Origin of the sequence: Acinetobacter sp. S4400-12, assembly GCF_024129495.1 — a bacterium.
GTDB classification, from domain to species: Bacteria; Pseudomonadota; Gammaproteobacteria; order Pseudomonadales; family Moraxellaceae; genus Acinetobacter; species Acinetobacter lwoffii_C.
The window spans coordinates 72,839-97,510 of the sequence record NZ_JAMXYB010000007.1; the positions used below are offsets into that span (position 1 = coordinate 72,839).

The window sequence follows — 24,672 nt, forward strand, 5'->3', positions numbered from 1 at the left end:
AAGATGAGTAAACTTACTTCAGATATCTTTCAGACACCGACTGAGCTTCAACTCGACGAGTTAAGCTTTTGTGCGACCAATGCCAAGGCTTTACAGGAGTGGGTTACCGGTATTTCAGTCTTGCAACTGGGTAATTCTTCTAAATCCCTGTTTAGCGCCTTACTTGAAATTTCAGAACTGAAGTGTGCTGAGACCTTACGCTTTGACCTGATTCAAATCCTTCATCCCACGCTTGAAAATGTGCTGGGCAGTCTGGAAAAGCATTTCATTAATCAGGGCCTGATTACGACTGACCGCAATGACCAGATCACTGAACTGGCGATGCTGTTACGTACTTACTTTACCAAAATCTATATTGATATTGTCAAACGCTGCAATTACCAGCTGAGTCATCAAAAATTTTCGCTCTTTTCTCTAGGCAAAAAGAAAAGTCTGCAAACCGCCCGGATTGTTTCCACCTATTATGCGCTACAGCAACTGAGCCTGCTGTTCTACCAGCAAAACATGCTGTATAGCGCACCCGGGCCGGGACAATGGCTGGCTGCCCATCAGTTGCTTGAAGGTGCCATGGCGCATAACTTCTACCAGGTCAATATCAACCAGATTCTGGGAACAGAACATGACATCCAGAATATTGCCCAAGCCTATGCACAGCTCATCTTGCTGGATATTTTTAATACCAACCAGATTCGTCCCGCAGAAATTCAGGGCTTATATTTATGCAGTGCGGACTGGGCGAAACGGGTTCAGATTCTGCCCAAAGAGACCACTCTGTCTCGTTATGTGGTAGATGCCAGCAAGGATCATCCACCTTTACTCAACGCTCATCAGGGCGAGCAGTTTAAGCCAAGTTTCTTTATTGCTACCCAGAGCCTGATGGAACATCTGGCTGGTACGCAAACCAAAAATGCCCAATACCTGTCACGCAATGAAAAACTGTTCCTGACCCCTGCCTTGCATTTTCATATTTATCATCTGCTTTCAAATAATGTAGAACGCCGTCATGAACGTTATGAATATTCGGCACAAATTAATATCTGCTTTGGCCTGACGGTTGCTCATTTTTATCTGTCCAAAGGTAAGAATTTTAATGAGACACTGGACTTAGAGGCCAATTACAACTTACAAAGCGAAAGCAGCTTTGTCAGCTCCCTGCAAAGCGCCATTCCAAATGGATTTAGCAGTATCAAGGCACTGGACCGGGAAACTAAACAAATTCATAGTGCCGAAGTGCTGGATATTAGTGTCAATGGTTACCGGATTAAGTGGTCTGGCATAACACCGCCCCTTCTAAAAACTGGTGAATTTATTCTGGTACAGGAAAAATCACAGAGTCAATGGCGCGGCGGTGTGATTCGCTGGATCAAGCAATCTACAGATAAAAGCCTAGAAATTGGTCTGGAAATGCTGACACAGGAGCTATATCCATGTGCCGTCTACACCCGTACAGAACTTCATAAGGCCAATTACCAGCCAGCTCTGTTGGTCCAGACCACGCAACTGGATCAGGTTTCGACCAGCATCATTGTGCCGGGTTCACAGATGTTCCGGGAAAAACAAACCATTCATTTACGCCTTGGCCAGCAAGAGCTCAAGATTTATCTAACCAAGGCCCACCTGATTACCCAAAGTTTTATCCGCTTTGATTACGAACTATTAAATGATCAGGAACAAGAGCTTATTGAACGCTTTATTCATAAGCATACAAATGAAGCTAGAAATCACGATTTATGGGAAGCATTAAAGTGAGAAATCCATTATTGTCTAAAAAGTTGAAACGTACTGAAACACGTTTACTGATTATTGATGATAATCAAATTAGATATAACCAAATCCGTGACCTTCTGAGCAATAATCAATATCAGGTGGATGCCGTCCTGCTGGATGATCTACAGTCTTTTGAAAAACAGCTGAATTTTAATTGGGATCTGATTATTTTCGGTCGTGCCTATGACCTGAAATATGAGCAGGCGCTGAGTCTGGTTCGTCTTTCTCACCAGCCTGAACTTCCCATTATTTTACTCAAGCCTGAAGATTATAAGGCTGAGCAATACGCACAATATGTCCATAAAGGGATTTATGACATTCTGAATCTGGATTATCCAGAACGTTTCTATATTGGTCTGGTGCGCGCGCTGTCTTTTAGCCGCGGTTTGCAAACCCAACAACACTTGATGAATGAACTGGAAACTGCCCAAAATCAGGCCCAGTCTCTGGTTGAAGACAGTAACCGCGCCGTCGCCACCATTCAGGAAGGGATTCATATTCAGGCGAATGCTGACTATCTGAAGCTTTTTGGCTTGCACAGTGAAGATGATCTGATCGGGTTACCCCTGCTTGACCTCTTACAGCCAGAAGATTTAAACGAGTTCAAAACACGCTTTAAAAAGATTTCTCAAGGGCAGTTTGACCTAGGCCGTTTTGATATTGTATCTGTCAACCCCAAAATCTCCGCGGCGAATCCCTTAAAACTTGAATTTCTTGCTTCAACGACTGAAGAAGATGCCCTGCAAATCACCATTGATACACAAGCACAGTCACAATCAGGCACAGACAAAGCTCTAGGTAAACCCGGTGCTTTCCAGCTACTTAAACGGAAAATGAGCAAGCAGCCTGCGCCTTTTAATGCGCTGGTCACCTTCTCTCTGACCTCTTATGACCCCGCAGTGCTCTCCTCTGACTGGCACACTTTTAGTAGTTACTTCAACGAAATTAGAGCTTTCCTGAAAGAACAGACTCATGCTCCGCTCTTTAAACTGGAATATGATGTCTTTGTTGGCCTGTTTCAGGCGGACTCGAAGCAAATCCTGGAGTCCAAGCTGATTGGATTAAATGCCCTCAGCAAGCCTCAACTCATTACTGTTGGACAAAACTCGTTCCCGCTGAATTTTCGCATCGGCTATATCATGCTGGAAGATGGCCTGAATGACGAAAGCCACTACAATAATCTGGTGGCACAAGCTTTCTCGACTGCTTTGCCTCAAGCAGAAGTAGCTCCTGAATTTATTCTAGATACCTCTGCGCCAGCAACCCCTCAAGCGCTTCAAATGCCAGGCATAGACTTTAGTGTGGCAAAAGAAGTACCTCTTGACAGTCCAACAACGGCGGTCATCAGCCCGGCAGTTACTTCAGTTCTGGATGGAACGCCTTCTATATTAAAAGCCTTGCGTGTATGTCTGGATCGTGGCGAAATTCATTTAAAATATCAACAACTGTATGATAAAGAAGATACTCGCCTCTATCGATATGAAGTCACCAGCGGTTTTATCTTTAACAATAAATGGCAGGATATTTCATCAATCCTTGAGCTGCGTGAAGATGACGAGTTATCCATTAAACTAGATCGCTGGATTCTGGTTGAAGCCAGCAAACAGTTACATAACTTTATTACCCAATATCCAGATGCCAGCTTAATTGTTAACTTGAATCGGGCAGTATTATTTAAAGACCGTACCTTCCCGGAATTTATCTCCAAGCTGATTACGATTATCCGCAGTAAAAACCAGCATCCGCTTACCCTCCAATTCTCGGAAGAGGATGTTTTACTGAATCAGCAAGATGCCCAGAAGTATTTGCGTGTTCTGCATGAACATGGTGCACTGACTTCCCTGCGTGATTTTGGTCAGTCTATCTATAGCCCAAATCTACTGCAAGAACTGGAACTAGATGGCGTCAGCCTGCATTCCAGCTTAACCCAGATGCTGAATCATGATACTGAAATTGAAGAGTTACAAGAAAAGATTACCAGCTATAACGAAATCAGACCGCTGAATATCCTGATTCGCGAATTGAATGACATGACTTTATTCGCAAATGCCTGGAACGTGGATGCCCGCTTTATTCAGGGGGATTATTTCCAGAAAAAACTGGACCATCTGATTGACGTACAAGACCATTAAGGTGTTGTACCAACCTGTGAAGCTGGAGAAATTTCCTGAATCACAGGCACAAAAAAACGGGCATATTGCCCGTTTTTTTATTTTGGGTATTAACGTTTGATAGAACGTGACATACCAGCAAAACGTTGTTTGAACTTGTCGATACGACCGCCAGTGTCAACGTTCTTTTGCTTACCAGTGTAGAATGGGTGGCAAGCTGAGCATACGTCTAGATAAAGAGTTTCTTTACCAACAGCTGAACGAGTTTCGATTACGTTACCGCAAGAGCAAGTAGCAACTAGTTTTTCGTATTTTGGGTGAATATCGGCGCGCATCGTCGATTACTCCATAAAGATTAAAGAAGGTTTTGCTGTCATCGCAATTGATCACTCTCAAACCTGAGGAAAGCCGAAACCGAAATTCTGGCAGATCAACACCATAACAGACCATTCTTTTGGCCCACCGAGACAGATACCGTCAGAGCTAAGCACAACAAGTTGGACAATATTATACGGCAAACTGATTCAATAAGCGAATTATTCTTGAGCCGGTTCCTCGGGTTCTTTGGCCCAGAGATTAGCCACAACTCCGCAGACCATCAGCTGAATTTGATGGAAAATCATAATTGGTAATACGATCATACCCAATGGCTGTCCAATAAATAGAATCTGTGCCATCGGTACCCCACTGGCCAGCGTTTTTTTGGAACCACAGAAAAATGCCGTTTTCTGGTCGGCGCGGTTAAAGCCCATCCAGCGTGGAATATACAGCGATAACAGCATAACAATCGTCAATAAAACCGAACATGCCAAGAGCAATAACAACAAGGTACTGATGCTGACTTCGTTCCATAGTCCAGCAACCACTGCACTACTAAAAGCACCATATACGACCAGCAAAATTGAACCCTGGTCAAAAACCTTGACGAGCTTTGGCATTTTCATCATCTGAGGATAAACCCAGGGACGCAACACCTGCCCCAAGATAAAAGGAACCAATAGCAACAAGGTAATCTGGATAATGGAAGCAGTCGGATCAAAATCATGTTCGGATTGGCCCAAAATGAAAAATGCCACCAGTGCAGGAGTAATGAACATACCGATCAGATTAGAAAAGGAAGCACTACAGACAGCACCCGCCACATTACCATTGGCCACTGAGGTAAAAGCAATCGACGACTGGACTGTCGATGGCAAGAAACACATAAACAGAAAGCCCCAATATAATTCTTGCCCCAGCATTGGCTGTAAAATCGGCTTGGCCAATAATCCTAAAAGAGGAAACAAGGCAAAAGTCAAAGCAAAGACCAGAGTATGCAGCCTCCAGTGCATAATCCCCTCAACCACCGCTTCACGGGAAAGTTTAGCCCCATGCAGAAAAAACAGGATTGCAATTGCTGCTGTTGTGACCCAACCAAACACCTGGGCTGCCTGTCCGGAGACCGGTAGCAAGCTGGCCAGCAATATCATTACAAATAACAATATTGTAAAACGATCTAATGCTAAGAGCTTAAGCATCTGACTTACTTCCCTTTAAGTTTTATTCTTTGATAAAAAATGCCCAGATATCTAGCGAATTCTGGACATAGTTAGATCGTTTTGCAAGTCCAATAAAAAATGATTTTTCATCTTACTTGCGGTATGGATCAGTTGTTACGTGCATTACTATCCTGCTGGATAAGTTCGATCTTATAGCCGTCTGGATCTTCCACAAAGGCAATCACGGTTACACCGCCTTTCATTGGACCTGCTTCACGAACCACATTACCGCCACGTGCCTTGATTTCCTCACAGGCCTTATAGGCATCATCCACAGCAATGGCAATATGGCCATAAGCATTGCCCAGCTCATAACTTGCCGTGTCCCAGTTATGGGTCAATTCAAGTACGGTATGGTTTTCTTCATCGCCATAGCCCACAAAAGCCAAGGTAAAACGACCCTCTTCGTAATCACGCTTACGAAGCAAAGTCATACCAAGTACCTCAGTATAGAACTTCAAAGACTGTTCCAAATTGCCTACACGTAACATGGTATGTAGCATGCGCATATTAATCCTCCTTATTTACAGAGTGTTGTTGGTGTTCACCGAGCAGTTTTGCGACCCAGACCACCAGAATCAGGATTGGAATACCCATCAAGGTAGTCATCAGGAAGAAATTCGGATAACCAATATTGGTGACTATAGTACCTGAATATCCTCCCAAAATCTTAGGAGTTAGGGTCATCAGGGAACTGAAAATGGCATATTGCACCGCAGTAAAGGACACACTGGTCAGGCTCGACAAGAAAGCAATAAAAGCCGCACCCGCCAATCCAGCAGCCAAATTATCCACGATTATGGCAAAATACAGCCAGGCAGAGCTGTAAGGCTTAATCACTTTCCCCTGTACCTCAACCATATCCGCATCACCCATCTTGAGCGGCTGAATCTCGACATCCAGAGCATTCGTTAAAGTTTGAGTCAAATCCACCATATAGCTGTGCTGCTGGGTCAAAACCACCTGATCTTGCTGCATCAGATTGACACTAATCTGCCTGGTCGCTGAAGCTACCAATTTTTCGGCTGGAATTGCAGCACTAAACGTACCCGCCTCATCCAGTTTGGCATCAAAATTCTGGTCATCTAGCGTCATTACAATTTTTTGCTGATCTTGCAGCGCTGCGCCCGTATATTGTCCGCGTACTACAATGCTATTGTCCTGCTCATTGGCTGTAATAATATTGTCAGTTGTAATAGGCAACAACAGTAATTGTGCCTGCTGAGCTTGGCTTTTAAGATAAGGCATATGCAGTGTCACTGCGGGTATATCCTGATCTTGATACTGAGCCTTGACCATCACAATATCGCTCTGTTCAAGCGCTGCTTTGGGAACCGGAATATTCCAGTAACCGACTTCGTCGGTGTCAACCTGATAATAATGCGGTCCGACCTGCACTTCGACCTGAGCGAGTTTTTCTCCAGATTTAACCAGGCCTATAAAAATCAGATTCGTTGAACAGGCAAGAATAGCACCCACAAACATCAGCTTCATGATGTTCATCTTCTGGGCCAACAATCCGCCAAGAAAACCTCCGAGCAGAGAGAAAATCACCCCATATACCTTGACGGCTTCAGCAATCTGCTCCTTGCTGAAATTTAAATCCTGATAGAACACATTGGAAATTACCCCGGCAATAATATCGGAGACCCGATAAAAGCCAATCAGGAGCAACAGCACCAGCGCCAGTTTTAAGCCATAACGCTCAAAGAAATCGGCCACCGGATTCACCCAGGTTTCATAAGCCATCTGCCTGTTCACAGCGCCCATTTTGACCAGCAAAGCACCCACCCCAAATGCAACTGCAGCGGAGCCAATAAAACGTAAAGCTTCAAAACAGAACAAAGCCAAGCTATCCTGAATAGCCCAGCGCTCTATCATAATGGTGACCAGGTTTCCTGAATACACATAGCTTGAAACAAAGCTGATAACGGCAATAAAAAACACACCAACCAGACGAAAATAGTCGCTACGCTGATAGTCTTTATGAATACGCTCTACTTGTGGCTCACGAATCAATAGTGTGGTCAGAATACCCACCAGCATCACGGCTGCCATCGCCAGATAGGTCCACTTCCAGGCATCATAGATATAATTGCCTTTGGCGGTGCCTAGATAGGCAGCCAGAAACAAAGCCCCTGCTCCAGCCACGATCATCCCGATGCGGTAACCGGCATTATAGGTCGATGCCAGCACGGTCTGCATCTGGGCTTCAGCCAGTTCAATACGATAGGCATCAATGACAATATCCTGGGTTGCCGCTGAAAAGCCGAGCAATACTGCCCCTAGTGCCATTTGCTGTAAATGTGCCTGACCCAATGCTGGATCAGAAAATGCCATAATTGCAATAGCACAGACAATGAGAATCTGGGCAACAAGAAGCCAGGCCCGACGGCGACCCAAGGCTTTGGTTAGAAAGGGTAGTGGTAATTCATCAATCAGCGGTGCCCAGACAAACTTAAAAGAATATCCCAATGCAGCCCAGCTAAAAAAAGTCACGGCACTTTTGCTGATTCCGGCTTCACCAAGCCATAAAGACAAGCTGGAAAAAATGAGAAGAATCGGGACACCGGCTGAAAATCCCAAAAACAGCATGATCAAGGCACGTCGATCCAAAAATGCTGTAAATGCGGATTTCCAATCCGTCGTTTGTGTGGTCATTAGCTTGTTATTTTCCGTGAAAATCAATTGCTGCTATTCAATCCTGTAATACGCCATCTTTCAATAAGATTTATATAATTATCACATTCTGGATTTTTTATTTTTGCCAAAAACGATGCCGCAGCTTGAAATTTTCAAGTAAATCTGTATACCTTAAACCTTATCAACGTAATATTTCGTTTTGGATTTTCAACAGTGACCCAGAGACTCGATCAAATTAATTCTTCTATTGCCACTAACACAACAACAGCCCAACTCTCTAAGCATTCTGAACTAGCAGTCTCAGTATTTGAAAAAAGCGAAATACACCCTACACTTGCGCATACCCGCCTCAGCGCAGAACAACTCACACACATCCCCCAGCTCGAAAAAATTCCGGCTTCTACAAAAAGAATCAAACCCTTAAATAATTTTTTGGGACAGGACCGTGCCCGTGCCTCGGTAGAAGCCGGTATTGCGCTTCCTTATTCAGGCTATAACATTTTTGCTGTCGGCACTGCAGGTCTGGGCAAACGTACCATGGTAAAGCGGCTGCTACAGCAACATGCAAAAACCATGGAGACGCCAAATGACTGGGTCTATGTCAATAACTTCCAGAACCAGCGCCAACCTATTGCCCTGCAACTTCCTGCCGGTCAGGGCCCAAAATTCCAGACAATTTTACATCAGAGCTGGCAGACTATTCTAAAGCAACTGGAACGTCGATTTACTGCGGAAAGCTATCACAACCGGATTGAAATGATTCGCCAGGAAACGGGAGACGAGCAGCAACAGGCGCTCATCGAACTGACCCGTGAAGGCGAAGATCTGGATTTAAAACTGATTACCCGCAACGATGAACATTGCTTCGTGCCTGTCTATCTGAAAGATGACAAGGTTCAGGAGATGTCACAGGATGACCTGAACGCCCTCAGCAACAAGGATCGCGCAGAAATTGCGGCCAATATGCGCTATATGGACAAGAAGCTGGAGCGTCTCGGCCTGCATCTGGGTGATCTGGAAGATGATGCACGTGATCGCGTGCAAATGCTGAACCGTGATATTGCCAAACAGGTCGTTTTACCACGGGTTGAACATATCCTGTCCAAGTTCAAACATGTGGAAGGACTCGAACAGTATCTGAAGCAATATGCCGAAGACATTATTAATAATGTCGAGATTGTACTGGAACAGGAAGAAGATGACTTCACACCTGCGCTTTTCAGTCGTGTACCCGCCCGCTATCAGGCCAATGTCATTGTGTCCCATAAACCCAATGCTGGCGCACCAGTGATTTTTGAAGACTTTCCAACCCATTACAACCTCTTGGGTCATGTAGAACAGCTGACCCAAAATGGCACGATTACCACAGATTTCACCTTAATCCGTCCCGGCTCACTGCATAAAGCCAACGGTGGCTTCCTGATGCTTGAAGCCGAGCAATTACTGGAACAGCCTTATGCCTGGCAGGGTCTTAAACGTGCGCTTAAATCGGGTCATCTGAAGCTTTCTTCTCTGGAACACATGCTGACCCTAACCGGCAGTATTTCGATTGAGCCTGCTGCTATCCCTTTAAATATTAAAGTGGTACTGCTGGCTGAACCAGAAATTTACTATGAAATTCTGGAGCTTGAACCAGAGCTAGGCAGTATTTTTAAAATCCGTGCCGACTTTACCGATACCCTGCAGCGCAATGAAGAAAATGAACAGGCCTATATGCAGCTGATTGCCGATTATGTGCAGTCTGATAAATTATTGCCTTTTGACCGTTCCGCCCTTTCCGCCCTGCTCACTGACTCTAGCCGTCAGGCCGAAGACCAGAGTTCTTTATCCCTGCATGCCTTGACTTTGGGGGACCTGATTCGCGAGGCTCACCATCATGCCTTTCAGGCCGCTGACAAGATGGTCTCTGAAAAGCATATCAACATGGCTCTGGATCACCGCAAATACCGCTTAGGCTATTTACGTGAACTGTACTGGCAGGATCTGACCCGCGGTACTCAACTGATTGAAACCCGCGGTCATCGTCTCGGTCAAATCAATGCCCTATCAGTGATCCATTATGCAGATGTCGAATTTGGCCTTCCTTCGCGTCTGACCGCTTCGGTCTATCAAGGCGGCGGAGATATTCTGGATATTGAACGCAGTGTTGAACTGGGCGGCTCTTTACATGCCAAAGGCGTGTTATTGATGGCTTCATTTCTGAAAGCACATTTCGGCCGTGAACAAACCTTGCATTTTTCAGCCGCTCTGGCCTTTGAACAAAGCTATGGACAGGTCGATGGAGATAGTGCAACCGTTGCTGAACTCTCCGCCCTCATCTCTGCGATTAGTCAATTACCGATTGACCAGTCTTGGGCCATTACCGGCTCCATGAACCAGCTGGGCCAAGTGCAGCCGATTGGTGGAGTGAATGCCAAAATCGAAGGCTTTTTCGACGCCTGTAAACTGCAAGGTCTGACTGGCAAACAAGGCGTAATTATTCCACGTCAAAACATGCAGCACCTGATGTTACGCAAAGATGTGATTACAGCAGTCGAACAAGGTCAGTTTCATATCCATGCCATTGATATCATTGATCAGGCGCTTGAGATTCTGATGGCACGTCCAGTCGGCAAAATGGATAAAAAAGGCCGTTATAGCAAAGACTCGATTTATGCAGCCGTCATGGAACAGCTAGATTATTGGCAAGCCATTGAAGATGGTGCCGAATTTGAGGAAGAGCCAAAGAAAAAGAAAAAAAAGAAGAAGAAGAAAAAAGAAAAAGCCGCAGTAAAGGATATTCAGGCAAAGCAAGACGCTCTTGCAGAAGCACTGGCGGCTGAATCAAAAGATCTGGAAAATTCCGGGCACAAGGCAGAAGAATAATTCTGCCCCCCATTTTCCTTTTACCCACATAAAAAAGCGCTTCTAAAAAGAAGCGCTTTTTTACAGCTGTGAGTTTAATTAAATCAATTAAGCTTCAGGTGCCGGGCTGTACTGTTCAACTAAAGACTTCAATTCACCTTTCTGGAACATATCGAGCATGATGTCACTACCACCAATCAACTCGCCATTGATCCAAAGCTGTGGGAATGTCGGCCAGTTTGCGATTTGTGGCAAAGTTGCACGGATATCCGGATTTTCAAGGATATTCACATAAGCAAATGGACGACCAATTTGACTGAGTGCTTCTACCGCACGCGCAGAGAAACCACACTGTGGAAATTGTGGTGTACCTTTCATATAAAGAAGTACTGCATGTTTAGCAATTTGGTCACGAATTAACGCTTCGGTATCGCGTACTTGTTCAGTCATTGATAAATCCTCAACTAATCTGTCTGGCATTATACCGAAATCCGAGAAAAACAGTATGGCTAATGCAATAAATCCATTTTTATTTACATTTACCCTTTAAATCTGCTCAGGTTTTTGCTTATATAAGTTTTTATTTCCACCTCCACTAAAGAGTCAGTCATGAACAATATTAGTCTCGCTCCGGTGCAAACTGATCAACCTTCTCACTTGATGCCAGTCTTTGGCCGTCAACCGATCAGCTTTATCCGAGGGCGAGGTGCATATCTGTATACCGAGGATGGTACGGAATATCTGGATGCCTTAACCGGTATTGCCGTATGTGGCTTGGGCCATGCACACCCGGTCATTGCTGAAGCGATTGCCGAACAGGCAGCCACCCTGATCCATACCAGCAACCTGTTTGAAGTACCTTGGCAGACTGCTGCAGCCCAAAAACTTGCCGAAGTAGCAGGCATGGAAGAGGTTTTCTTCTCTAACAGTGGTGCAGAGTCTAATGAAGGCGCCATCAAAATTGCGCGTAAATTCGGTCATATGCAAGGCATTGCCAGCCCTAAAATTATTGTAGCCGAGCACTCTTTCCATGGCCGTACCATGGCTACCCTATCTGCAACAGGCAACAAGAAAGTTCAAGAAGGTTTTGGCCCTCTGGTTGAAGGTTTTATCCGTGTTCCTTTTGGCAATATTGAAGCCATTGAAGAAGCAGCGATCAACCATCCTGATATTGTCGCGATTCTGGTCGAGCCAATTCAAGGCGAAGGTGGAGTTAATACAGCTCCGCAGGGCTTTAGCTATCTGGAAGAAATCCGTCAGCTCTGTAACCAGCACCACTGGTTGATGATGCTCGATGAAGTTCAGACCGGAAATGGCCGTACAGGAAAATATTTTGCCTATCAGCATACCAATATTATTCCAGATGTACTGACCACAGCCAAAGGTCTGGGCAATGGCTTCCCGATCGGTGCTGTCATGACCCAAGGCCGTGGTGTAGGCGTTTTAACTGCGGGTAATCATGGCTCGACTTATAGTGGGACCGCCTTAGGCTCACGTGTGGTTTATACCATTATCGATATTATGCAAAAAGAAAATATCGTGGAAAATGCAGCGGAAAAAGGTGCTTATATTGTTGAACAGCTACGCACCCAACTTGCAGCCCATAACGTGACCGTACGCGGTTTTGGCCTTATGATTGGAATTGAATTACCGAAAGCGTGTGCCGAGCTGGTGGATATTGCACGTGATGAATACAAGATGATCATCAATGTAACCGCAGGAAATGTCGTGCGTCTGTTGCCTACCCTGAATATCACTCAAGAACAGGCAGACCAGCTGGTGGAGCGTCTGGTTAAAATGATTAAAGCTTATCTAGCTTAAGACAGATAAGCTTTAAACCAAAAAAGCCGCTTTCTAGCGGCTTTTTTTATAGTCTGGATATTTATGAGGCCACTTGTAACACGCGTCCCCCAGCAATCTGGCTAAAATATTGTTTCAGTGTATCAATGCAACGAAGCGTTTTGGTCGGCTGTTGTTCTCGTTTCGGCATGACGGCATAAAGTGTCAGTGGTGGAAGCTTCCATTCAGGCAACACTTCAACCAGAGAACCATTCATTAAGTCTTTTTTTCCATCCAGATATAAAATCTTGGCAATGCCATTTCCCTGTAAACACATGGCTTTGGCAACCTGACCATTGTTGGTGCTAAATCGTGAATTTAGCTCAAACTCCACCTGTTCTGCGCTATGAATATGCTTAAAATAGAAGCGCTGATACTGCTTGAAATGAGTCAGTGGCAACATATCATGAGTTTTCAGATCTTCAGGACGTGAAATGACTGACTTTTGATTAATATAACTTGGTGCAGCAACCAGAATCTGTTCAATCTGGATCAATGGTACAACCTGCAGGTTCGGGTCGTCCTGATTCTGGTCAAATTTCAGGGCAATATCGATACGCCCCTCCAACAAATCAACCTCATGACTGCTTGTATCCAGATGAACCCTCAGACCACGATGAGCAGACATCCAGTGGGAAAGTGCAGGAATTACATGATTAGCGCATAATTCTGGCAAGGAGGCAATGCGAAGTTCACCTACCAGATCATCACGTAACTCATCTATGCGAACTTTGCCACGCTCTGCAGCCGATAGCATTTCTTGGCAACTGTGGAAAAATGCTTGCCCCACTTCAGTCAAACTTAATTTTCTTGTCGAACGATTTAAAAGTATAACTTCCATATCTTGTTCTAATGAGCGAATTTGTTGACTCACAGCACTGGTCGTGATCCCTAACTCACGAGCAGCCCCGCTAAACGAGTTCTTTTCCACAACGCAAGCAAAGACGCCCATTGCCCGAAGTTGATCTAACATAAATTTCCCTCTAAACTTATGAGATGCCTCATCTTTTGATAAAAGCAACTCATTGTATTATACGGTGAAATTTGCGCTTTGCATTATTTATTTAATTATTTGGTAAAACTGCTGTCGGATTAATCGGCTTACCATCTAAACGTACCTGGAACTCAAGCATGGTACGGTTGGTACCTGTTGATCCCATTTCTGCAATTTTCTGACCGGCTGTTACATTTTGACCACTTTTCACGTTTAATTTACTGTTATGTGCATAAGCGGTGATATAGCCATTAATATGCTTGATCAGTATCAGATTGCCATATTCTTTTAAGCCATCGGCTGCATAGACGACCTGACCATCAGCTGCTGCCATCACCGGATCACCCATTTGGCCGCCATAACGGGTGCCTTTGATATTTGCATCCAGATCATAGGCCTGCAAAATTGGACCATTTGACGGTTTTACCCAACGCAATCCAGCCGCGGTAGATACCGCAGTTACCGGTGTAGGACTTATGCGTGGAGTGGTCTGTACAGTGGTGCTGACTGAAGGCGCCGGTGTCGGTGTAGGTACTGCAATAGTTTGACGCTGGATAGGTGCAGCTTGGGTAACAGGCTGAGCCGTTGTACGACGTGCGGCATTCTTTTTCAGGCGGATCGACTGTCCTACATAGATGCGGTATGGCGGAGCAATATCATTCATTTCTGCAATACTGATATAGTTCAGGCCATAACGTGTCGCAATACCGCTCAAGGTATCCCCAGAACGAACCGTATAAAAGTCAGGAGCTGTAGCATAGCGAGCCGGATTATTCACCTGAGGCTTGGTTGCACAACCTGTCATAATGATTGCGGATGCCGCTGCGATCGATAAAACCAGGGTTTTCATCAAGGTGGATGTTGAGGCTATCGCGAAGCTTTTCGTTGACACCAAGGACATTATCTTCCTCTCTAAACATTTATACGGTTGCAAAATTGCGTTAAGAGTAGCAAAGTTTTACTGCAATATACTTGCAATAGTTATTTTTTCACAAAGTTATAACACTTATAGAAGGTTTTCAGGCAGCTGGGCCTGTAAGTCGTGCAAGACTGCGTAGTTTGTGGCATCTATCTGGATAGGCGTGATACTAACGTAGCCGTTTGCGACTGCGAAAAAGTCAGATTCGATCTCGGTCAGGCCTTTTTTTGGCTCTGCAACTGCCTCACCTGCCAGCCCAATCCAGTAGACCTGACGCCCACGCGGATCCACATGACTGCTAATGGGCTTGGATTGTGAACGACGGCCCTGATAGGTCACCTTGGCACCTTTTAAAAGGGCTATATCCGGAATATTAATATTAAAGATATGTCGCTCCGGTAAGACGGGCAGACCCTGTGCAATAAAATCACGTACCCAGGTTGCCGCAACCCGGTAATCTTCAGAAGATTCATAGCCACGGACATTGGCACCACATAGCGAAACCGCCAGTGCAGGATGCTTGCTCAGTCGCCCTTCCAGGGCCGCCCCTACAGTACCTGAATAAAGCACATCATCTCCCAGATTTGCCCCGCTGTTAATGCCGCTGACGACCAGATCAAATTCAAGATCGAATAAACCGTTCATGGCCAGATAGACACAATCTGCAGGCGTACCGTTGACCGCCCAGACATCAGGAGAAATCTGGATCGGCCGGAGGGGACGGTCCAAGGTCAGCGCACTGGAATAGCCGCTACGTTCATTTTCAGGTGCCACCACCACCACACGCCCTAAAGCACTCAAAGCCCGTGCCAAAGCCTGAAGACCAGGGGCAAACACACCATCATCATTTGAAATCAATATATTCACAAAAAATCTCGTTATGCCAGAAAATGACTCGTTAGGACATTTCATTGTATTCGTTCAGGAATTATATATATTTGTGGCCTTACATCCACCTTTAATAAATCTGGTTCATCATGATGAAAAAAAAATCTTTATCAGGGGTAGCATTGTGCTTTAGCGCACTTTTTTCTCACTCAGTACTTGCAACGACTGATCTGACCACCGAAGAAAGCAATACAATCATTAAAGAAGATATTGCCGCAGCACAAGTCATGGCTGAGGTATGCCCTGCCATTATTGGTAAAAATGCAACATTTGACAGCGTAATTCAGCAATTGATCCAAACCTATCTTGGGGAATACTCGGTTAAAGGCATGACCTATTCAGCGCTTCAGGCCGATTCAGAATATAAATCTTTACTGAAAGAAGCACGTGACGGTGCAAAACAGTCTTCTCAGGAAGAACAACAAACAGTTTGTCAGGAAATTCTTGACCATCAAGGTTGAGCCCAGTTTTAGGATCCTAAATAAGACGGTGCTTACATCGTCTTATTTTTCTTACAGATATCTTCACAATTCTACAGCTTCACTACATTTTCATACTTTTCAATTCAAAAAATAGGTTTAAGCTAGGCAAATTATTGTTCTAAAGCTGATTTTTGAGTTTTCAATGAAAAAGACCTTATTTAAAACCTTCTCTTTGTGCGCCATTTCTGTGGCAACTTTTCTGGGCACTTCCGCAAATGCTGCTGATGAAAATATTGAAGTTACACCCGTTCAATCTGTGACTCCGCATGAACTTGCTGCGATTTATGTCTTATCTGAAATCTGTCCAGGCATGGTCAAGGACAAAGCCAAATTCAACCAGGGCTATAACAAGCTGGTGGCTGAATATTTACCAGGTCAGAAAAATCCGGTAGAGAGCTTAAATCAATTGAGCAAACAGGCAGATTTTCGCCATATTCTGGCCGAAGCCAAGACCGATGCCAAAAAGGCCGGTAAGAAAAAAAATCAAGTGATTTGTGATGAATTAACTGCCTACAGCAATTAAATCATTTTTCTTGCAGCTACTTACAATACTTTTAAAATAACCCCGGGTTTCCCATAGAAGTCAGCCTAGCTTTGTCCTAAAATGCTAGGCTCTTTTGTGCCTACATCAAGATATTGGAACCCACTAGAAATGACCCAAAAAACCGCTCTTGCTGCATTATTATTAATTCCTAGTTTCAGCTTTGCAGCAACTGTCTTATCTGCACCACCAGAATTGAATAATAAATCTTATGTGCTAATGGACTTCGAGACAGGGCAAATTCTCGCTGCAAAAAATGAAAATGAAAAACTTGCCCCGGCTTCAATGACCAAGATGATGACCAGTTATCTCATCGAACAGAAGTTATTAAGCGGTGAGCTGACTGAAAATGAACAGGTTCGTATGAACGAATCTGCCTGGTGCCGTGGGAGTAGCACCGAGTCATGTATGTATGTGCCCTTAAATGGTACCGCGACTACACTGGAAATGTTACGCGGGATTATTATCCAGTCCGGTAATGATGCTTCTAAGGCGATGGCTGAACATATTGCAGGGAACGAAGGTACCTTTGCACATATGATGAATCAGGAAGCGAAACGTATCGGCATGGTCAATACCAGCTTTGTGAACTCAACCGGTATGCCAGCAGAAGGTCATTATTCAACTGCAAAAGATATGGCGATTTTGGCACAGCACATTATTAAAGACAGCTCAAAATACTATCCAATTTATTCAGAAAAAGAATTTACCTTTAATGGCATCAAACAGGGTAACCGTAATGCCCTGCTCTATACAGATCCAAGTGTGGATGGCTTAAAAACCGGCCATACCGATGAAGCGGGTTTCTGTTTAACCACCTCTGCCAAACGCGGACCAACTCGCCTGATCTCGGTGATTTTTGGTGCGCCATCAATGCAAGAACGTGCCTCACAGACACGTGACTTGCTGGCTTGGGGTTATGCCAACTTTGAAACCAAAAATGTTCAACCCGCCAAGCAGGTGTTGGCTAAGGCCAAAGTCTGGTTTGCAAAGGAAGATGAAGTTCAGATCGGTCTTGCAGAAAACTTTAATGTGACTATGCCTAAAGGTCAGGCTAATGCCATTAAAACCCAGTTGGTCGTTCAGCCTAAACTGACCGCACCTTTACAGCCAGGTCAGGTCGTGGGGAAATATGTAGCGACTCTGGATGGTAAAGTCATTTCAGAAAAACCGCTAGTTGCTTTAAATGCGGTTGAAGAAGCAGGCTTCTTTGCACGTATGCTCGACCATATCAAACAGTTCTTCAGCAACCTGTTCTAAGTCAAACATTCCGTCTTAGACGAAAGCCAAAGCATTCATTCAGATGGATGCTTTTTTGTTCTATACTCTTCATGTTTTTTAATAAGCCTCGGACCCCGCAATATGCACCCAAATATTCGCCCTTATTTAAACACTCGCCCACAGATCGATACTTCCTGCTATATCGATCCCATGAGCATTGTGGTCGGTGATGTGGTATTGGCTGAAAATGTCTCAGTATGGCCTTTTGCGGTGATTCGTGGTGATGTGAACTCGATTCGAATCGGTAAAAACTCCAACGTTCAGGATCATGCCATGCTGCATGTCAGCCATAAAAAAGCTGACAAACCAAATGGTTCACCTTTAATTATTGGAGAAGATGTCACGATTGGCCATCATGTGACTCTACATGGCTGCACCATTGGCAACCGCGTCCTCATTGGCATTAACAGTATTATTCTGGATGATGTGTTAATTCCTGATGATGTCATGATTGGTGCAGGAACGCTGGTACCGCCCGGCAAGGTACTGGAAAGCGGCTGGTTATATGTGGGCAGCCCTGCCAAAAAAGCCCGTCCACTAACTGAAAAAGAATTGGCTTTTTTATCCTATTCCGCACAGAATTATGTCAAGGTATCGACTAACTACTTGAACCAAACTTGAGCTTCTCTATCCATCATACATAAAAATTGGCTTAAAAAATAAAAGGACGAGAGGCACCGCTTGGGCTACCACACCAAATGCACTGCTCTAGTCCTTGGGTGCGATAGTAGTCAATTACTCTGTGTTGATGCTTTTTTCTCAAACAGCAGCATTGCTATATGTAAGTGGTTCTCAAGTTAGGGTTTGTTAACCTTTCATAAAGGCAGCCAAATATAAATACAAGCTAAAAAAAACCGCACTTTAATAATTTCGCTTTAGCTGATCATACCGAGTAGCCATACCTCTAAGCTGTTTTAAGCTTGCAAAGCTATTGTCAACTAAAGGCCTCATTTCATATACATACCGATCTATATTTTTACCGCCAGACTTCGAGTGAATTCTTCCCGAAACATTCATTTAAATTTGAATATATTGATTTTTTCTCTTAGTGAGTTTCCATCATAACTTTTATCAGCAATAATATCAGTTTCTGCCACTCCCCAACAAACAACCAAAACAGGAGAAACTTGGACCTTATAGCTTGTCTCATCCCCAATGATAATTCTAGGATTACCATTTAAATCGACTCCTAAATGAATTTGAGCACTGTCTCCACCGATACTTTTGAAATACCTTGATTTTGAATGCCCGTAGCAGACTGATGTGTGCGCCTAGCTTGCACCAATAAATATCCACTCTGAAGCAACGTCAGAGGAAATTAAATAGTTTGAATAGTTTATTTTTGACCATCGAGAAAACTGCTTGAATATTATATTGGATTTCCTAAAGGCGGTAAGTAAATCTCACCAAGACTAACCTAGTCAAATCGGATAAAAAATAGTTTCAATAAAATTTCATTCGGTATAAAGACAAAAATTAAGAAAAATAGTTCTTAACTTAGACCGCGTTGATGTCAGCATGGTATGAGGTGTAATGAGTGTAAAATCGGGTTAGCGATTGATTGTACTATCTCGCTATTTTTTGGGAAAAGAATATCTATAGATCCGACACTACAACATCAAATTTTTTTATAGGTTTAAAATTAATACTTATAAAAAAACCTCTCAATAGAGAGGTTTTTTTATTTCAGATTCGATTAACGATTGTTTTCGTCGTCTGAAGAATCTTCAAATTTCGAGTCATTCTCAAAGCCTGTGCCTTGAGCACCAAAGCCTGCGCCTTGACCACCAAAGCCCGCGCCTTGACCACCAAAACCGCCAGCACCCTGACCGAAGCCACCTTGGCCACCGAAACCACCTTGGCCACCGAAACCGCCAGCACCTTGACCGAAGCCGCCTTGACCACCAAAGCCGCCTGCGCCTTGACCACCAAAGCCACCTTGACCACCAAAGCCACCCGCGCCTTGACCACCAAAGCCCGCACCTTGAGGACCAGCAGGTGCACCAGCAGGACGTGGATTACGTGCAGGAACTACAGTTGAAATTGCATGTTTGTAAACCATTTGGCTTACTGTATTTTTTAATAAAACAACATATTGGTCAAAAGATTCAATATGACCTTGTAATTTGATACCGTTTACCAGGAAGATAGAAACAGGAATACGTTCCTTACGAAGAGAATTCAGAAACGGATCTTGTAAAGTTTGACCTTTAGACATGTTATAACTCCAAAAAAAATTAAAAATCAGCGCAAAAAACTATCTCTATTTTTCAATTAAAAATTATAAAAAAGATAGTCTCTAAATTTTGCTTTATCCGTGACAGTTTCGCAAGTCTTCTTGGGCCTGCTCGAGCGTAAAATATGTAGTAAATTTATGCTTTTCTTGCAAAGATCTCAACCAGGTATATTGACGTTTTGCAAGTTGTCGTGTTGCGAACAAAGCCTTATCTTCCATTTCTCGTTGTTTTTCGCTACTTATATTGCCATTTTTTAAGAATTCTATGGCCTGACGATAACCGACTGAACGCATTGACGGTAAATTATCATCAAAATCGTATTTTCCCATTAACTCCTTAACTTCATTCAAAAATCCGTTTTTCCACATTAATTCAAGCCGTATCTCAATACGTTTGTGCAATTCTACCCGATCTGGCATCAGGGCATAATTATGGAAACTGTAACGATATGGTTGATTTTTTGGTTGTTCTGCTTGTAGTTTTGTAATCGGCTCACCTGTCAGCCTAAAGACTTCCAAGGCACGGATGATGCGCTGTTTATCACTTGGCTTGAACTTTTGTCCAGCGACCGGGTCAACCCGACACAATTCTGCATAGACGGCCTCCCAGCCTTCACGTATAGCCTGATCTTCAATCTCAGCACGAACCGTATAGTCTGCACTTGGCAAATTATCCGACAACCCCTCTAATAGCGCCTTAAAATACAGCATAGTGCCACCCACTAAAATCGGAGTCTTGCCACGGGCATGAATCTCATCAATCAGTTTGCAGGCATCTTCGACAAAGTTTGCCGCAGAATAGACTTCCAGCGGACTAATAATATCGATCAGATGATGCGGATAACGCGCCAGTTCCTCTTTTGAGGGCTTGGCTGTACCAATATCCATCTCCCGGTAAACCAAGGCTGAATCAACTGAAATCAGTTCAAAATTTCCTTGCTCATAAAGTTCACATGCCAAAGCAGTTTTACCGCTTGCAGTTGGTCCCATTAAATTGATGACCGGCAGTTGATTGGACATGTAAGACTACTCTCCCCGAGCAAAAAGTTTATCAAGTTGAGCCAATGGAAAAGCTCGCCAGGTTGGACGACCATGATTACATTGACTCGCAAATTCAGTGTGTTCCATCTGACGCAATAAAGCATTCATTTCAGATAGACTTAAAATACGATGGGCACGTACTGCACCGTGACAAGCCATGCCTGCCAGAATCTGGTCACGTTTCTGCAATAAGCCCTGCGCCTGATCATTGGGATCAAGGTCATTAAGAAGTTCAGGAATCAAGGCATCAAAATCGGCTTTGTGCAAAATGGCCGGTACACCACGTACAATCACCTGCTCATCACCATACTGATCAATTTCCAGCCCCAGACGTGCCAGCTGATCTCTCAGCTCATCAATCCGCATGGCCTGCATCCGGCTGATATTCACGACTTTAGGTATCAGCAATTGTTGTGACATCCAGAATTCCGGCTTGTCCCAGGCCATTTTCATCTGTTGCAGCAAAATACGTTCATGTGCCGCATGCATATCCACAATAATCAGGCCTTCGATATTCTGTGCCAGAATATAAATGCCGTGCAGCTGGGCAATGGCAATGCCTAAAGGGTGTTCATCGACTTTGCTTTGCAGATGAGTCTGAAAGCTATCGCCAACAGACGCATCGGTAACAGTATCAAGCTCTCGCAAGGGTGCCAGATAGCTTTTTAAGGCATTATTGAGTTGCTGTGAACCAGTATAAGATTTACTGTAATCTGGCGCATAATGCACAGTTTGCGGCCGTGAGGATTCAAAATCTGTCAGTATATCCAAAGGTGCATTTTCGTCCTGAACAGGAACAGTGGACGAGTGAGCTGGCATTTGGGCTGTCACTGACTGGTGCAGGCTGAATTGCTCCTGATAGCGTGGTTGAGATGCACTCGCCACAGCTTCACCTTCAGTCTTCATTGCCTCTGACAGATCAGCACTCGCCGTCTGGAACTGTGCCAAGGTTTCCTTGGCATAATGCCGTACAAACTCATGCACTTCACGCTGGTTCAGAAAACGTATTTCATGCTTGGTCGGATGCACATTGACATCAATACTTTCCGGGTCAATTTCCAGAAACAGTAAATAGGCCGCATGCTGATGACCATGCAGAATACCGTCATACGCCATACGCAAGGCATGGGAAATGGTCTTATCCTTGACAATCCGCCCATTCACATAGACATATTGCAGATCAGCCTGTGCACGTGCATCAGAGGGATGACCGAGCCAACCCGATAAACGCATGTTAATACTATCCGCATCCATCCAGTAAGCATTTTCAGTAAACTGGCGGCCAAGTAACTGCTGCACCCGCTGAAAGCGTAATGCGCCACTGTCTGCCACTGGCAGATTCAGTTTGATGCTGTCATTGTGTTCCAGAACAAAACGGATATTAAAATGGGTCAACGCCATACGGCGGACAATTTCTTCAATATGCCCAAATTCGGTTCCAGGCTTTTTCAGAAATTTACGTCGTGCCGGTACATTAAAGAATAAATCCTGCACCCGGATCTGGGTGCCTTTAGGCGCCGCGACCGGCTGAATTTCCTGATGTTCAAACGCGGTCCCATTGACTTCGACCTGATAGCCAATGCCGTCTTCATTCTGGCTACTGGTCAGACTTAAACGCGATACAGCAGCAATCGATGCCAAAGCCTCCCCACGAAATCCGAGACTGTTAATGGCATGCAGCTCTTCCGCAGTCTGAATTTTACTGGTCGCATGACGCAGCACAGCCAATGGCAAATCTTCATGATGGATACCACGTCCATTATCAGTGATTTCAATCAGTGTACTGCCGCCCTGTTCCACCCGGATCAGCAGCTCGGTTGCTCCTGCATCAATTGAGTTTTCCAGTAATTCCTTCACCACAGATGCGGGACGTTCAATCACCTCTCCCGCTGCAATCTGGTTGGCAAGTGCCGGATCAAGTGCACGGATACGGCGTATACTGAGATCATGAACCATGTGAAAATTCGCGCTCCAAAGCCTGTTTTAATGCCAGATTAGATGAAATCAAACTCACAGTACGTGTAAGTTCATCTTCGGATTTTAAAATTTCAATAATTAAATCTGCCTGTGGAATTTCATCCCCACCTTTAGATGGCCATTCAAATAAAAATAACGCATTCGGCGTTTCCAGATAATCTCGAATGCCCATCAATTCAAGCTCATAAGGGTCATTTAGACGATACAGGTCAAAATGAAAAATATCCTGCTCATTAATTTGATACGGCTCGACCAAAGTATAGGTGGGGCTTTTTACCGAGCCTTTGTGGCCAAGCTGCTGCAAGTAATAGCGCGTTAATGTAGTTTTCCCTGCCCCCAAGTCACCAATCAAATAGACAACACCAGCAGGAAAGGTTTCTGCCAGAACTTTGGCCAATTTTCGGGTATCTTCTTCATGATTTAAAGTGACATTCAAGGAATAAGGCATATTACTCACGACATGCGATAAAAGAATAATTATGATAGCATCGCAGCACTTTAAAAGCCTATTCACCTCTGTGAGAAACTGTGTTTTTTCACAGCATCTGTTTTAATAAGAGAGCTTGCGACCTAATCATGCATTCGCCTGTTGATTTTAAGCCACCTATGCTGAATGGCGTAAGTGCGAGTAAAGTTTTTTTGCAAGCTGTTTCCCCCCGTCCTGCGACCATTTATGCTTATTTATGTCAGCAGTTCCGGCACATCGAACCCCGCGAATGGCAGTCCCGCTTTGAGCTCGGTCTGGTGTATGACGCTCAGGGCCAAGTCTTAACGGTAGAGAGTCCCTTTCAGCCCAACACGCACTGTTTTTACTATCGCTTTTTGGCTTATGAAGCCCATGTTCCCTTTCAGCATCAGATTCTGTTTGAAAACGAACATCTGCTGGTGGTCGACAAGCCACACTTTTTGACCATGAGTCCCACCGGACAGTATGTACAGGAAACGTTACTCGTCCGGCTAAAACAGCAGACCGGAAATGAGCATCTTAGCCCGATTCACCGACTGGACCGTGAAACTGCCGGAGTTGTGCTGATTTCCAAATGTGTAGAATCGCGTGGTGCCTATCAGCAGATGTTTGCGACCCGGCAAGTACAAAAAACCTATCATGCGATTGCCGCTTATCGTCCTGATTTAAACTTCCCGATGACTTTAAGCCTGAAAATGGAAAAAGGGCAGCCTTTTTATACCATGCAGATCGTTGAAGGTGAGCCAAATAGTGAAACGCTTATTCAACTGCTAGAACACAAAGGGCAATGGGCGAAATATGAACTGCACCCCCATACCGGAAAACAGCATCAGCTGCGCGTCCATTTGAATCATTTAAATATCCCGATTCAACATGATCCTTTTTATCCCGAAGTGGTGCATAAAGCTGAATATGACTTTTCCCAGCCTTTAAAACTGCTTGCCAAACAGCTCCAGTTTAAGGATCCGCTCACAGAACAACAGATGAGTTTTAGTTCAAAATTTGAATTGACACTGTAAATCGCTTGTCATTACAGATTATTTTCTAAAATCGGTCGCTTTAAGATTGAAATTCAACATTAAATGATTAGAATAAATGCGAAAAG

Annotated in this window: 21 protein-coding genes and 1 pseudogene; 9 read left to right on the forward strand and 13 right to left on the reverse strand. The window is 44.3% G+C overall.

What is annotated here, in order from left to right:
• Nucleotides 1-3 precede the first annotated feature (3 nt).
• Entirely contained in the window at nucleotides 4-1,749 is a 1,746-nt protein-coding gene (locus NI461_RS05400) for a GTPase (protein WP_253156740.1), read from the forward strand.
• Nucleotides 1,731-3,899, forward strand: a complete 2,169-nt coding sequence (locus tag NI461_RS05405) for an EAL domain-containing protein (protein WP_253156742.1) — start codon at nucleotides 1,731-1,733, stop codon at nucleotides 3,897-3,899. The genes NI461_RS05400 and NI461_RS05405 overlap by 19 nt, the downstream gene beginning before the upstream one ends.
• Nucleotides 3,900-3,988: 89 nt before the next feature.
• Here the strand turns inward: NI461_RS05405 and rpmE are convergent, their stop codons facing one another.
• The 4 genes from rpmE to NI461_RS05425 all read right to left on the reverse strand — a co-directional run bounded on the left by rpmE (nucleotide 3,989) and on the right by NI461_RS05425 (nucleotide 8,077).
• On the reverse strand, nucleotides 3,989-4,213 hold the full coding sequence (gene rpmE, locus NI461_RS05410) for a 50S ribosomal protein L31 (protein ID WP_004971624.1): 225 nt from the start codon (nucleotides 4,211-4,213) through the stop codon (nucleotides 3,989-3,991).
• A 201-nt stretch (nucleotides 4,214-4,414) separates the two neighbouring features.
• Nucleotides 4,415-5,395 carry a bile acid:sodium symporter family protein gene (locus tag NI461_RS05415; RefSeq protein ID WP_151204861.1) on the reverse strand — a complete coding sequence of 327 codons (981 nt, stop codon included), beginning with the start codon at nucleotides 5,393-5,395 and terminating at the stop codon, nucleotides 4,415-4,417.
• A 128-nt stretch (nucleotides 5,396-5,523) separates the two neighbouring features.
• The gene (gloA, locus tag NI461_RS05420; protein WP_151204860.1) at nucleotides 5,524-5,925 is read right to left on the reverse strand and encodes a lactoylglutathione lyase; all 402 of its coding nucleotides are present in this window, start codon (nucleotides 5,923-5,925) and stop codon (nucleotides 5,524-5,526) included.
• Nucleotide 5,926: 1 nt separating this feature from the next.
• Nucleotides 5,927-8,077 (reverse strand): MFS transporter, encoded by a 2,151-nt coding sequence (locus NI461_RS05425; RefSeq protein WP_253156744.1) that lies wholly within the window; start codon nucleotides 8,075-8,077, stop codon nucleotides 5,927-5,929.
• Between the two features lie 228 nt (nucleotides 8,078-8,305).
• Here NI461_RS05425 and NI461_RS05430 point away from each other — a divergent pair, with 228 nt between their 5' ends.
• Nucleotides 8,306-10,924 (forward strand): Lon protease family protein, encoded by a 2,619-nt coding sequence (locus NI461_RS05430; protein ID WP_253156756.1) that lies wholly within the window; start codon nucleotides 8,306-8,308, stop codon nucleotides 10,922-10,924.
• 87 nt (nucleotides 10,925-11,011) lie between these two features.
• On the opposite strand, the gene grxD is transcribed toward NI461_RS05430, so the two are convergent.
• Complete coding sequence (grxD, locus tag NI461_RS05435; protein WP_151204857.1) at nucleotides 11,012-11,353, reverse strand: Grx4 family monothiol glutaredoxin; 342 nt, start codon at nucleotides 11,351-11,353, stop codon at nucleotides 11,012-11,014.
• Nucleotides 11,354-11,512: 159 nt separating this feature from the next.
• Between grxD and NI461_RS05440 the strand changes: the two genes are divergently transcribed.
• Entirely contained in the window at nucleotides 11,513-12,724 is a 1,212-nt protein-coding gene (locus NI461_RS05440; RefSeq protein WP_151206099.1) for an aspartate aminotransferase family protein, read from the forward strand.
• 61 nt (nucleotides 12,725-12,785) lie between these two features.
• On the opposite strand, the gene NI461_RS05445 is transcribed toward NI461_RS05440, so the two are convergent.
• From NI461_RS05445 to surE, 3 genes are all read right to left on the reverse strand, one after another.
• The gene (locus NI461_RS05445) at nucleotides 12,786-13,715 is read right to left on the reverse strand and encodes a LysR family transcriptional regulator (protein WP_151204855.1); all 930 of its coding nucleotides are present in this window, start codon (nucleotides 13,713-13,715) and stop codon (nucleotides 12,786-12,788) included.
• 91 nt (nucleotides 13,716-13,806) lie between these two features.
• The gene (locus NI461_RS05450; protein ID WP_253156746.1) at nucleotides 13,807-14,637 is read right to left on the reverse strand and encodes a peptidoglycan DD-metalloendopeptidase family protein; all 831 of its coding nucleotides are present in this window, start codon (nucleotides 14,635-14,637) and stop codon (nucleotides 13,807-13,809) included.
• Between the two features lie 105 nt (nucleotides 14,638-14,742).
• Nucleotides 14,743-15,522 carry a 5'/3'-nucleotidase SurE gene (gene surE, locus NI461_RS05455; RefSeq protein ID WP_253156748.1) on the reverse strand — a complete coding sequence of 260 codons (780 nt, stop codon included), beginning with the start codon at nucleotides 15,520-15,522 and terminating at the stop codon, nucleotides 14,743-14,745.
• Between the two features lie 110 nt (nucleotides 15,523-15,632).
• On the opposite strand from surE, the gene NI461_RS05460 reads away from it, so the two are divergent.
• From NI461_RS05460 to NI461_RS05475, 4 genes are all read left to right on the forward strand, one after another.
• Nucleotides 15,633-16,004: an MCR_0457 family protein gene (locus NI461_RS05460; protein ID WP_174659970.1), complete on the forward strand. Its 372-nt coding sequence runs from the start codon at nucleotides 15,633-15,635 to the stop codon at nucleotides 16,002-16,004.
• A 163-nt stretch (nucleotides 16,005-16,167) separates the two neighbouring features.
• A complete protein-coding gene (locus NI461_RS05465) occupies nucleotides 16,168-16,548 on the forward strand; it encodes an MCR_0457 family protein (protein ID WP_174659971.1) in 381 nt (126 codons plus the stop codon).
• Nucleotides 16,549-16,677: 129 nt separating this feature from the next.
• Complete coding sequence (gene dacC / locus NI461_RS05470) at nucleotides 16,678-17,826, forward strand: D-alanyl-D-alanine carboxypeptidase PBP5/6 (RefSeq protein WP_151203875.1); 1,149 nt, start codon at nucleotides 16,678-16,680, stop codon at nucleotides 17,824-17,826.
• Nucleotides 17,827-17,928: 102 nt separating this feature from the next.
• Entirely contained in the window at nucleotides 17,929-18,468 is a 540-nt protein-coding gene (locus tag NI461_RS05475; RefSeq protein ID WP_253156750.1) for a gamma carbonic anhydrase family protein, read from the forward strand.
• Between the two features lie 240 nt (nucleotides 18,469-18,708).
• Here NI461_RS05475 and NI461_RS05480 read toward each other — a convergent pair.
• From NI461_RS05480 to tsaE, 5 genes and pseudogenes are all read right to left on the reverse strand, one after another.
• Nucleotides 18,709-19,367 (reverse strand): annotated as a pseudogene (locus NI461_RS05480) (IS5/IS1182 family transposase).
• 176 nt (nucleotides 19,368-19,543) lie between these two features.
• Nucleotides 19,544-20,065 (reverse strand): RNA chaperone Hfq, encoded by a 522-nt coding sequence (hfq, locus tag NI461_RS05485; protein ID WP_174659973.1) that lies wholly within the window; start codon nucleotides 20,063-20,065, stop codon nucleotides 19,544-19,546.
• Nucleotides 20,066-20,158: 93 nt separating this feature from the next.
• Nucleotides 20,159-21,103: a tRNA (adenosine(37)-N6)-dimethylallyltransferase MiaA gene (gene miaA / locus NI461_RS05490; RefSeq protein ID WP_174659974.1), complete on the reverse strand. Its 945-nt coding sequence runs from the start codon at nucleotides 21,101-21,103 to the stop codon at nucleotides 20,159-20,161.
• Nucleotides 21,104-21,109: 6 nt separating this feature from the next.
• Complete coding sequence (gene mutL, locus NI461_RS05495) at nucleotides 21,110-23,080, reverse strand: DNA mismatch repair endonuclease MutL (protein WP_174659975.1); 1,971 nt, start codon at nucleotides 23,078-23,080, stop codon at nucleotides 21,110-21,112.
• The gene (gene tsaE / locus NI461_RS05500; RefSeq protein ID WP_151203880.1) at nucleotides 23,070-23,549 is read right to left on the reverse strand and encodes a tRNA (adenosine(37)-N6)-threonylcarbamoyltransferase complex ATPase subunit type 1 TsaE; all 480 of its coding nucleotides are present in this window, start codon (nucleotides 23,547-23,549) and stop codon (nucleotides 23,070-23,072) included. The genes mutL and tsaE overlap by 11 nt, the downstream gene beginning before the upstream one ends.
• A 128-nt stretch (nucleotides 23,550-23,677) precedes the next feature.
• On the opposite strand from tsaE, the gene NI461_RS05505 reads away from it, so the two are divergent.
• Nucleotides 23,678-24,586, forward strand: a complete 909-nt coding sequence (locus tag NI461_RS05505) for a pseudouridine synthase (protein WP_151203881.1) — start codon at nucleotides 23,678-23,680, stop codon at nucleotides 24,584-24,586.
• The last annotated feature ends 86 nt before the right edge of the window (nucleotides 24,587-24,672 follow it).

Bases quoted from the DNA above. Each gene is read 5' to 3' on its own strand.
- NI461_RS05400 (WP_253156740.1), top strand. From the start codon at position 4: ATGAGTAAACTTACTTCAGATATCTTTCAGACACCGACTGAGCTTCAA.
- NI461_RS05405 (WP_253156742.1), top strand. From the start codon at position 1,731: ATGGGAAGCATTAAAGTGAGAAATCCATTATTGTCTAAAAAGTTGAAA.
- rpmE (WP_004971624.1), bottom strand. From the start codon at position 4,213: ATGCGCGCCGATATTCACCCAAAATACGAAAAACTAGTTGCTACTTGC.
- NI461_RS05415 (WP_151204861.1), bottom strand. From the start codon at position 5,395: ATGCTTAAGCTCTTAGCATTAGATCGTTTTACAATATTGTTATTTGTA.
- gloA (WP_151204860.1), bottom strand. From the start codon at position 5,925: ATGCGCATGCTACATACCATGTTACGTGTAGGCAATTTGGAACAGTCT.
- NI461_RS05425 (WP_253156744.1), bottom strand. From the start codon at position 8,077: ATGACCACACAAACGACGGATTGGAAATCCGCATTTACAGCATTTTTG.
- grxD (WP_151204857.1), bottom strand. From the start codon at position 11,353: ATGACTGAACAAGTACGCGATACCGAAGCGTTAATTCGTGACCAAATT.
- NI461_RS05440 (WP_151206099.1), top strand. From the start codon at position 11,513: ATGAACAATATTAGTCTCGCTCCGGTGCAAACTGATCAACCTTCTCAC.
- NI461_RS05445 (WP_151204855.1), bottom strand. From the start codon at position 13,715: ATGTTAGATCAACTTCGGGCAATGGGCGTCTTTGCTTGCGTTGTGGAA.
- NI461_RS05450 (WP_253156746.1), bottom strand. From the start codon at position 14,637: ATGTCCTTGGTGTCAACGAAAAGCTTCGCGATAGCCTCAACATCCACC.
- NI461_RS05460 (WP_174659970.1), top strand. From the start codon at position 15,633: ATGATGAAAAAAAAATCTTTATCAGGGGTAGCATTGTGCTTTAGCGCA.
- NI461_RS05465 (WP_174659971.1), top strand. From the start codon at position 16,168: ATGAAAAAGACCTTATTTAAAACCTTCTCTTTGTGCGCCATTTCTGTG.
- dacC (WP_151203875.1), top strand. From the start codon at position 16,678: ATGACCCAAAAAACCGCTCTTGCTGCATTATTATTAATTCCTAGTTTC.
- NI461_RS05475 (WP_253156750.1), top strand. From the start codon at position 17,929: ATGCACCCAAATATTCGCCCTTATTTAAACACTCGCCCACAGATCGAT.
- hfq (WP_174659973.1), bottom strand. From the start codon at position 20,065: ATGTCTAAAGGTCAAACTTTACAAGATCCGTTTCTGAATTCTCTTCGT.
- miaA (WP_174659974.1), bottom strand. From the start codon at position 21,103: ATGTCCAATCAACTGCCGGTCATCAATTTAATGGGACCAACTGCAAGC.
- mutL (WP_174659975.1), bottom strand. From the start codon at position 23,080: ATGGTTCATGATCTCAGTATACGCCGTATCCGTGCACTTGATCCGGCA.
- tsaE (WP_151203880.1), bottom strand. From the start codon at position 23,549: ATGCCTTATTCCTTGAATGTCACTTTAAATCATGAAGAAGATACCCGA.
- NI461_RS05505 (WP_151203881.1), top strand. From the start codon at position 23,678: ATGCATTCGCCTGTTGATTTTAAGCCACCTATGCTGAATGGCGTAAGT.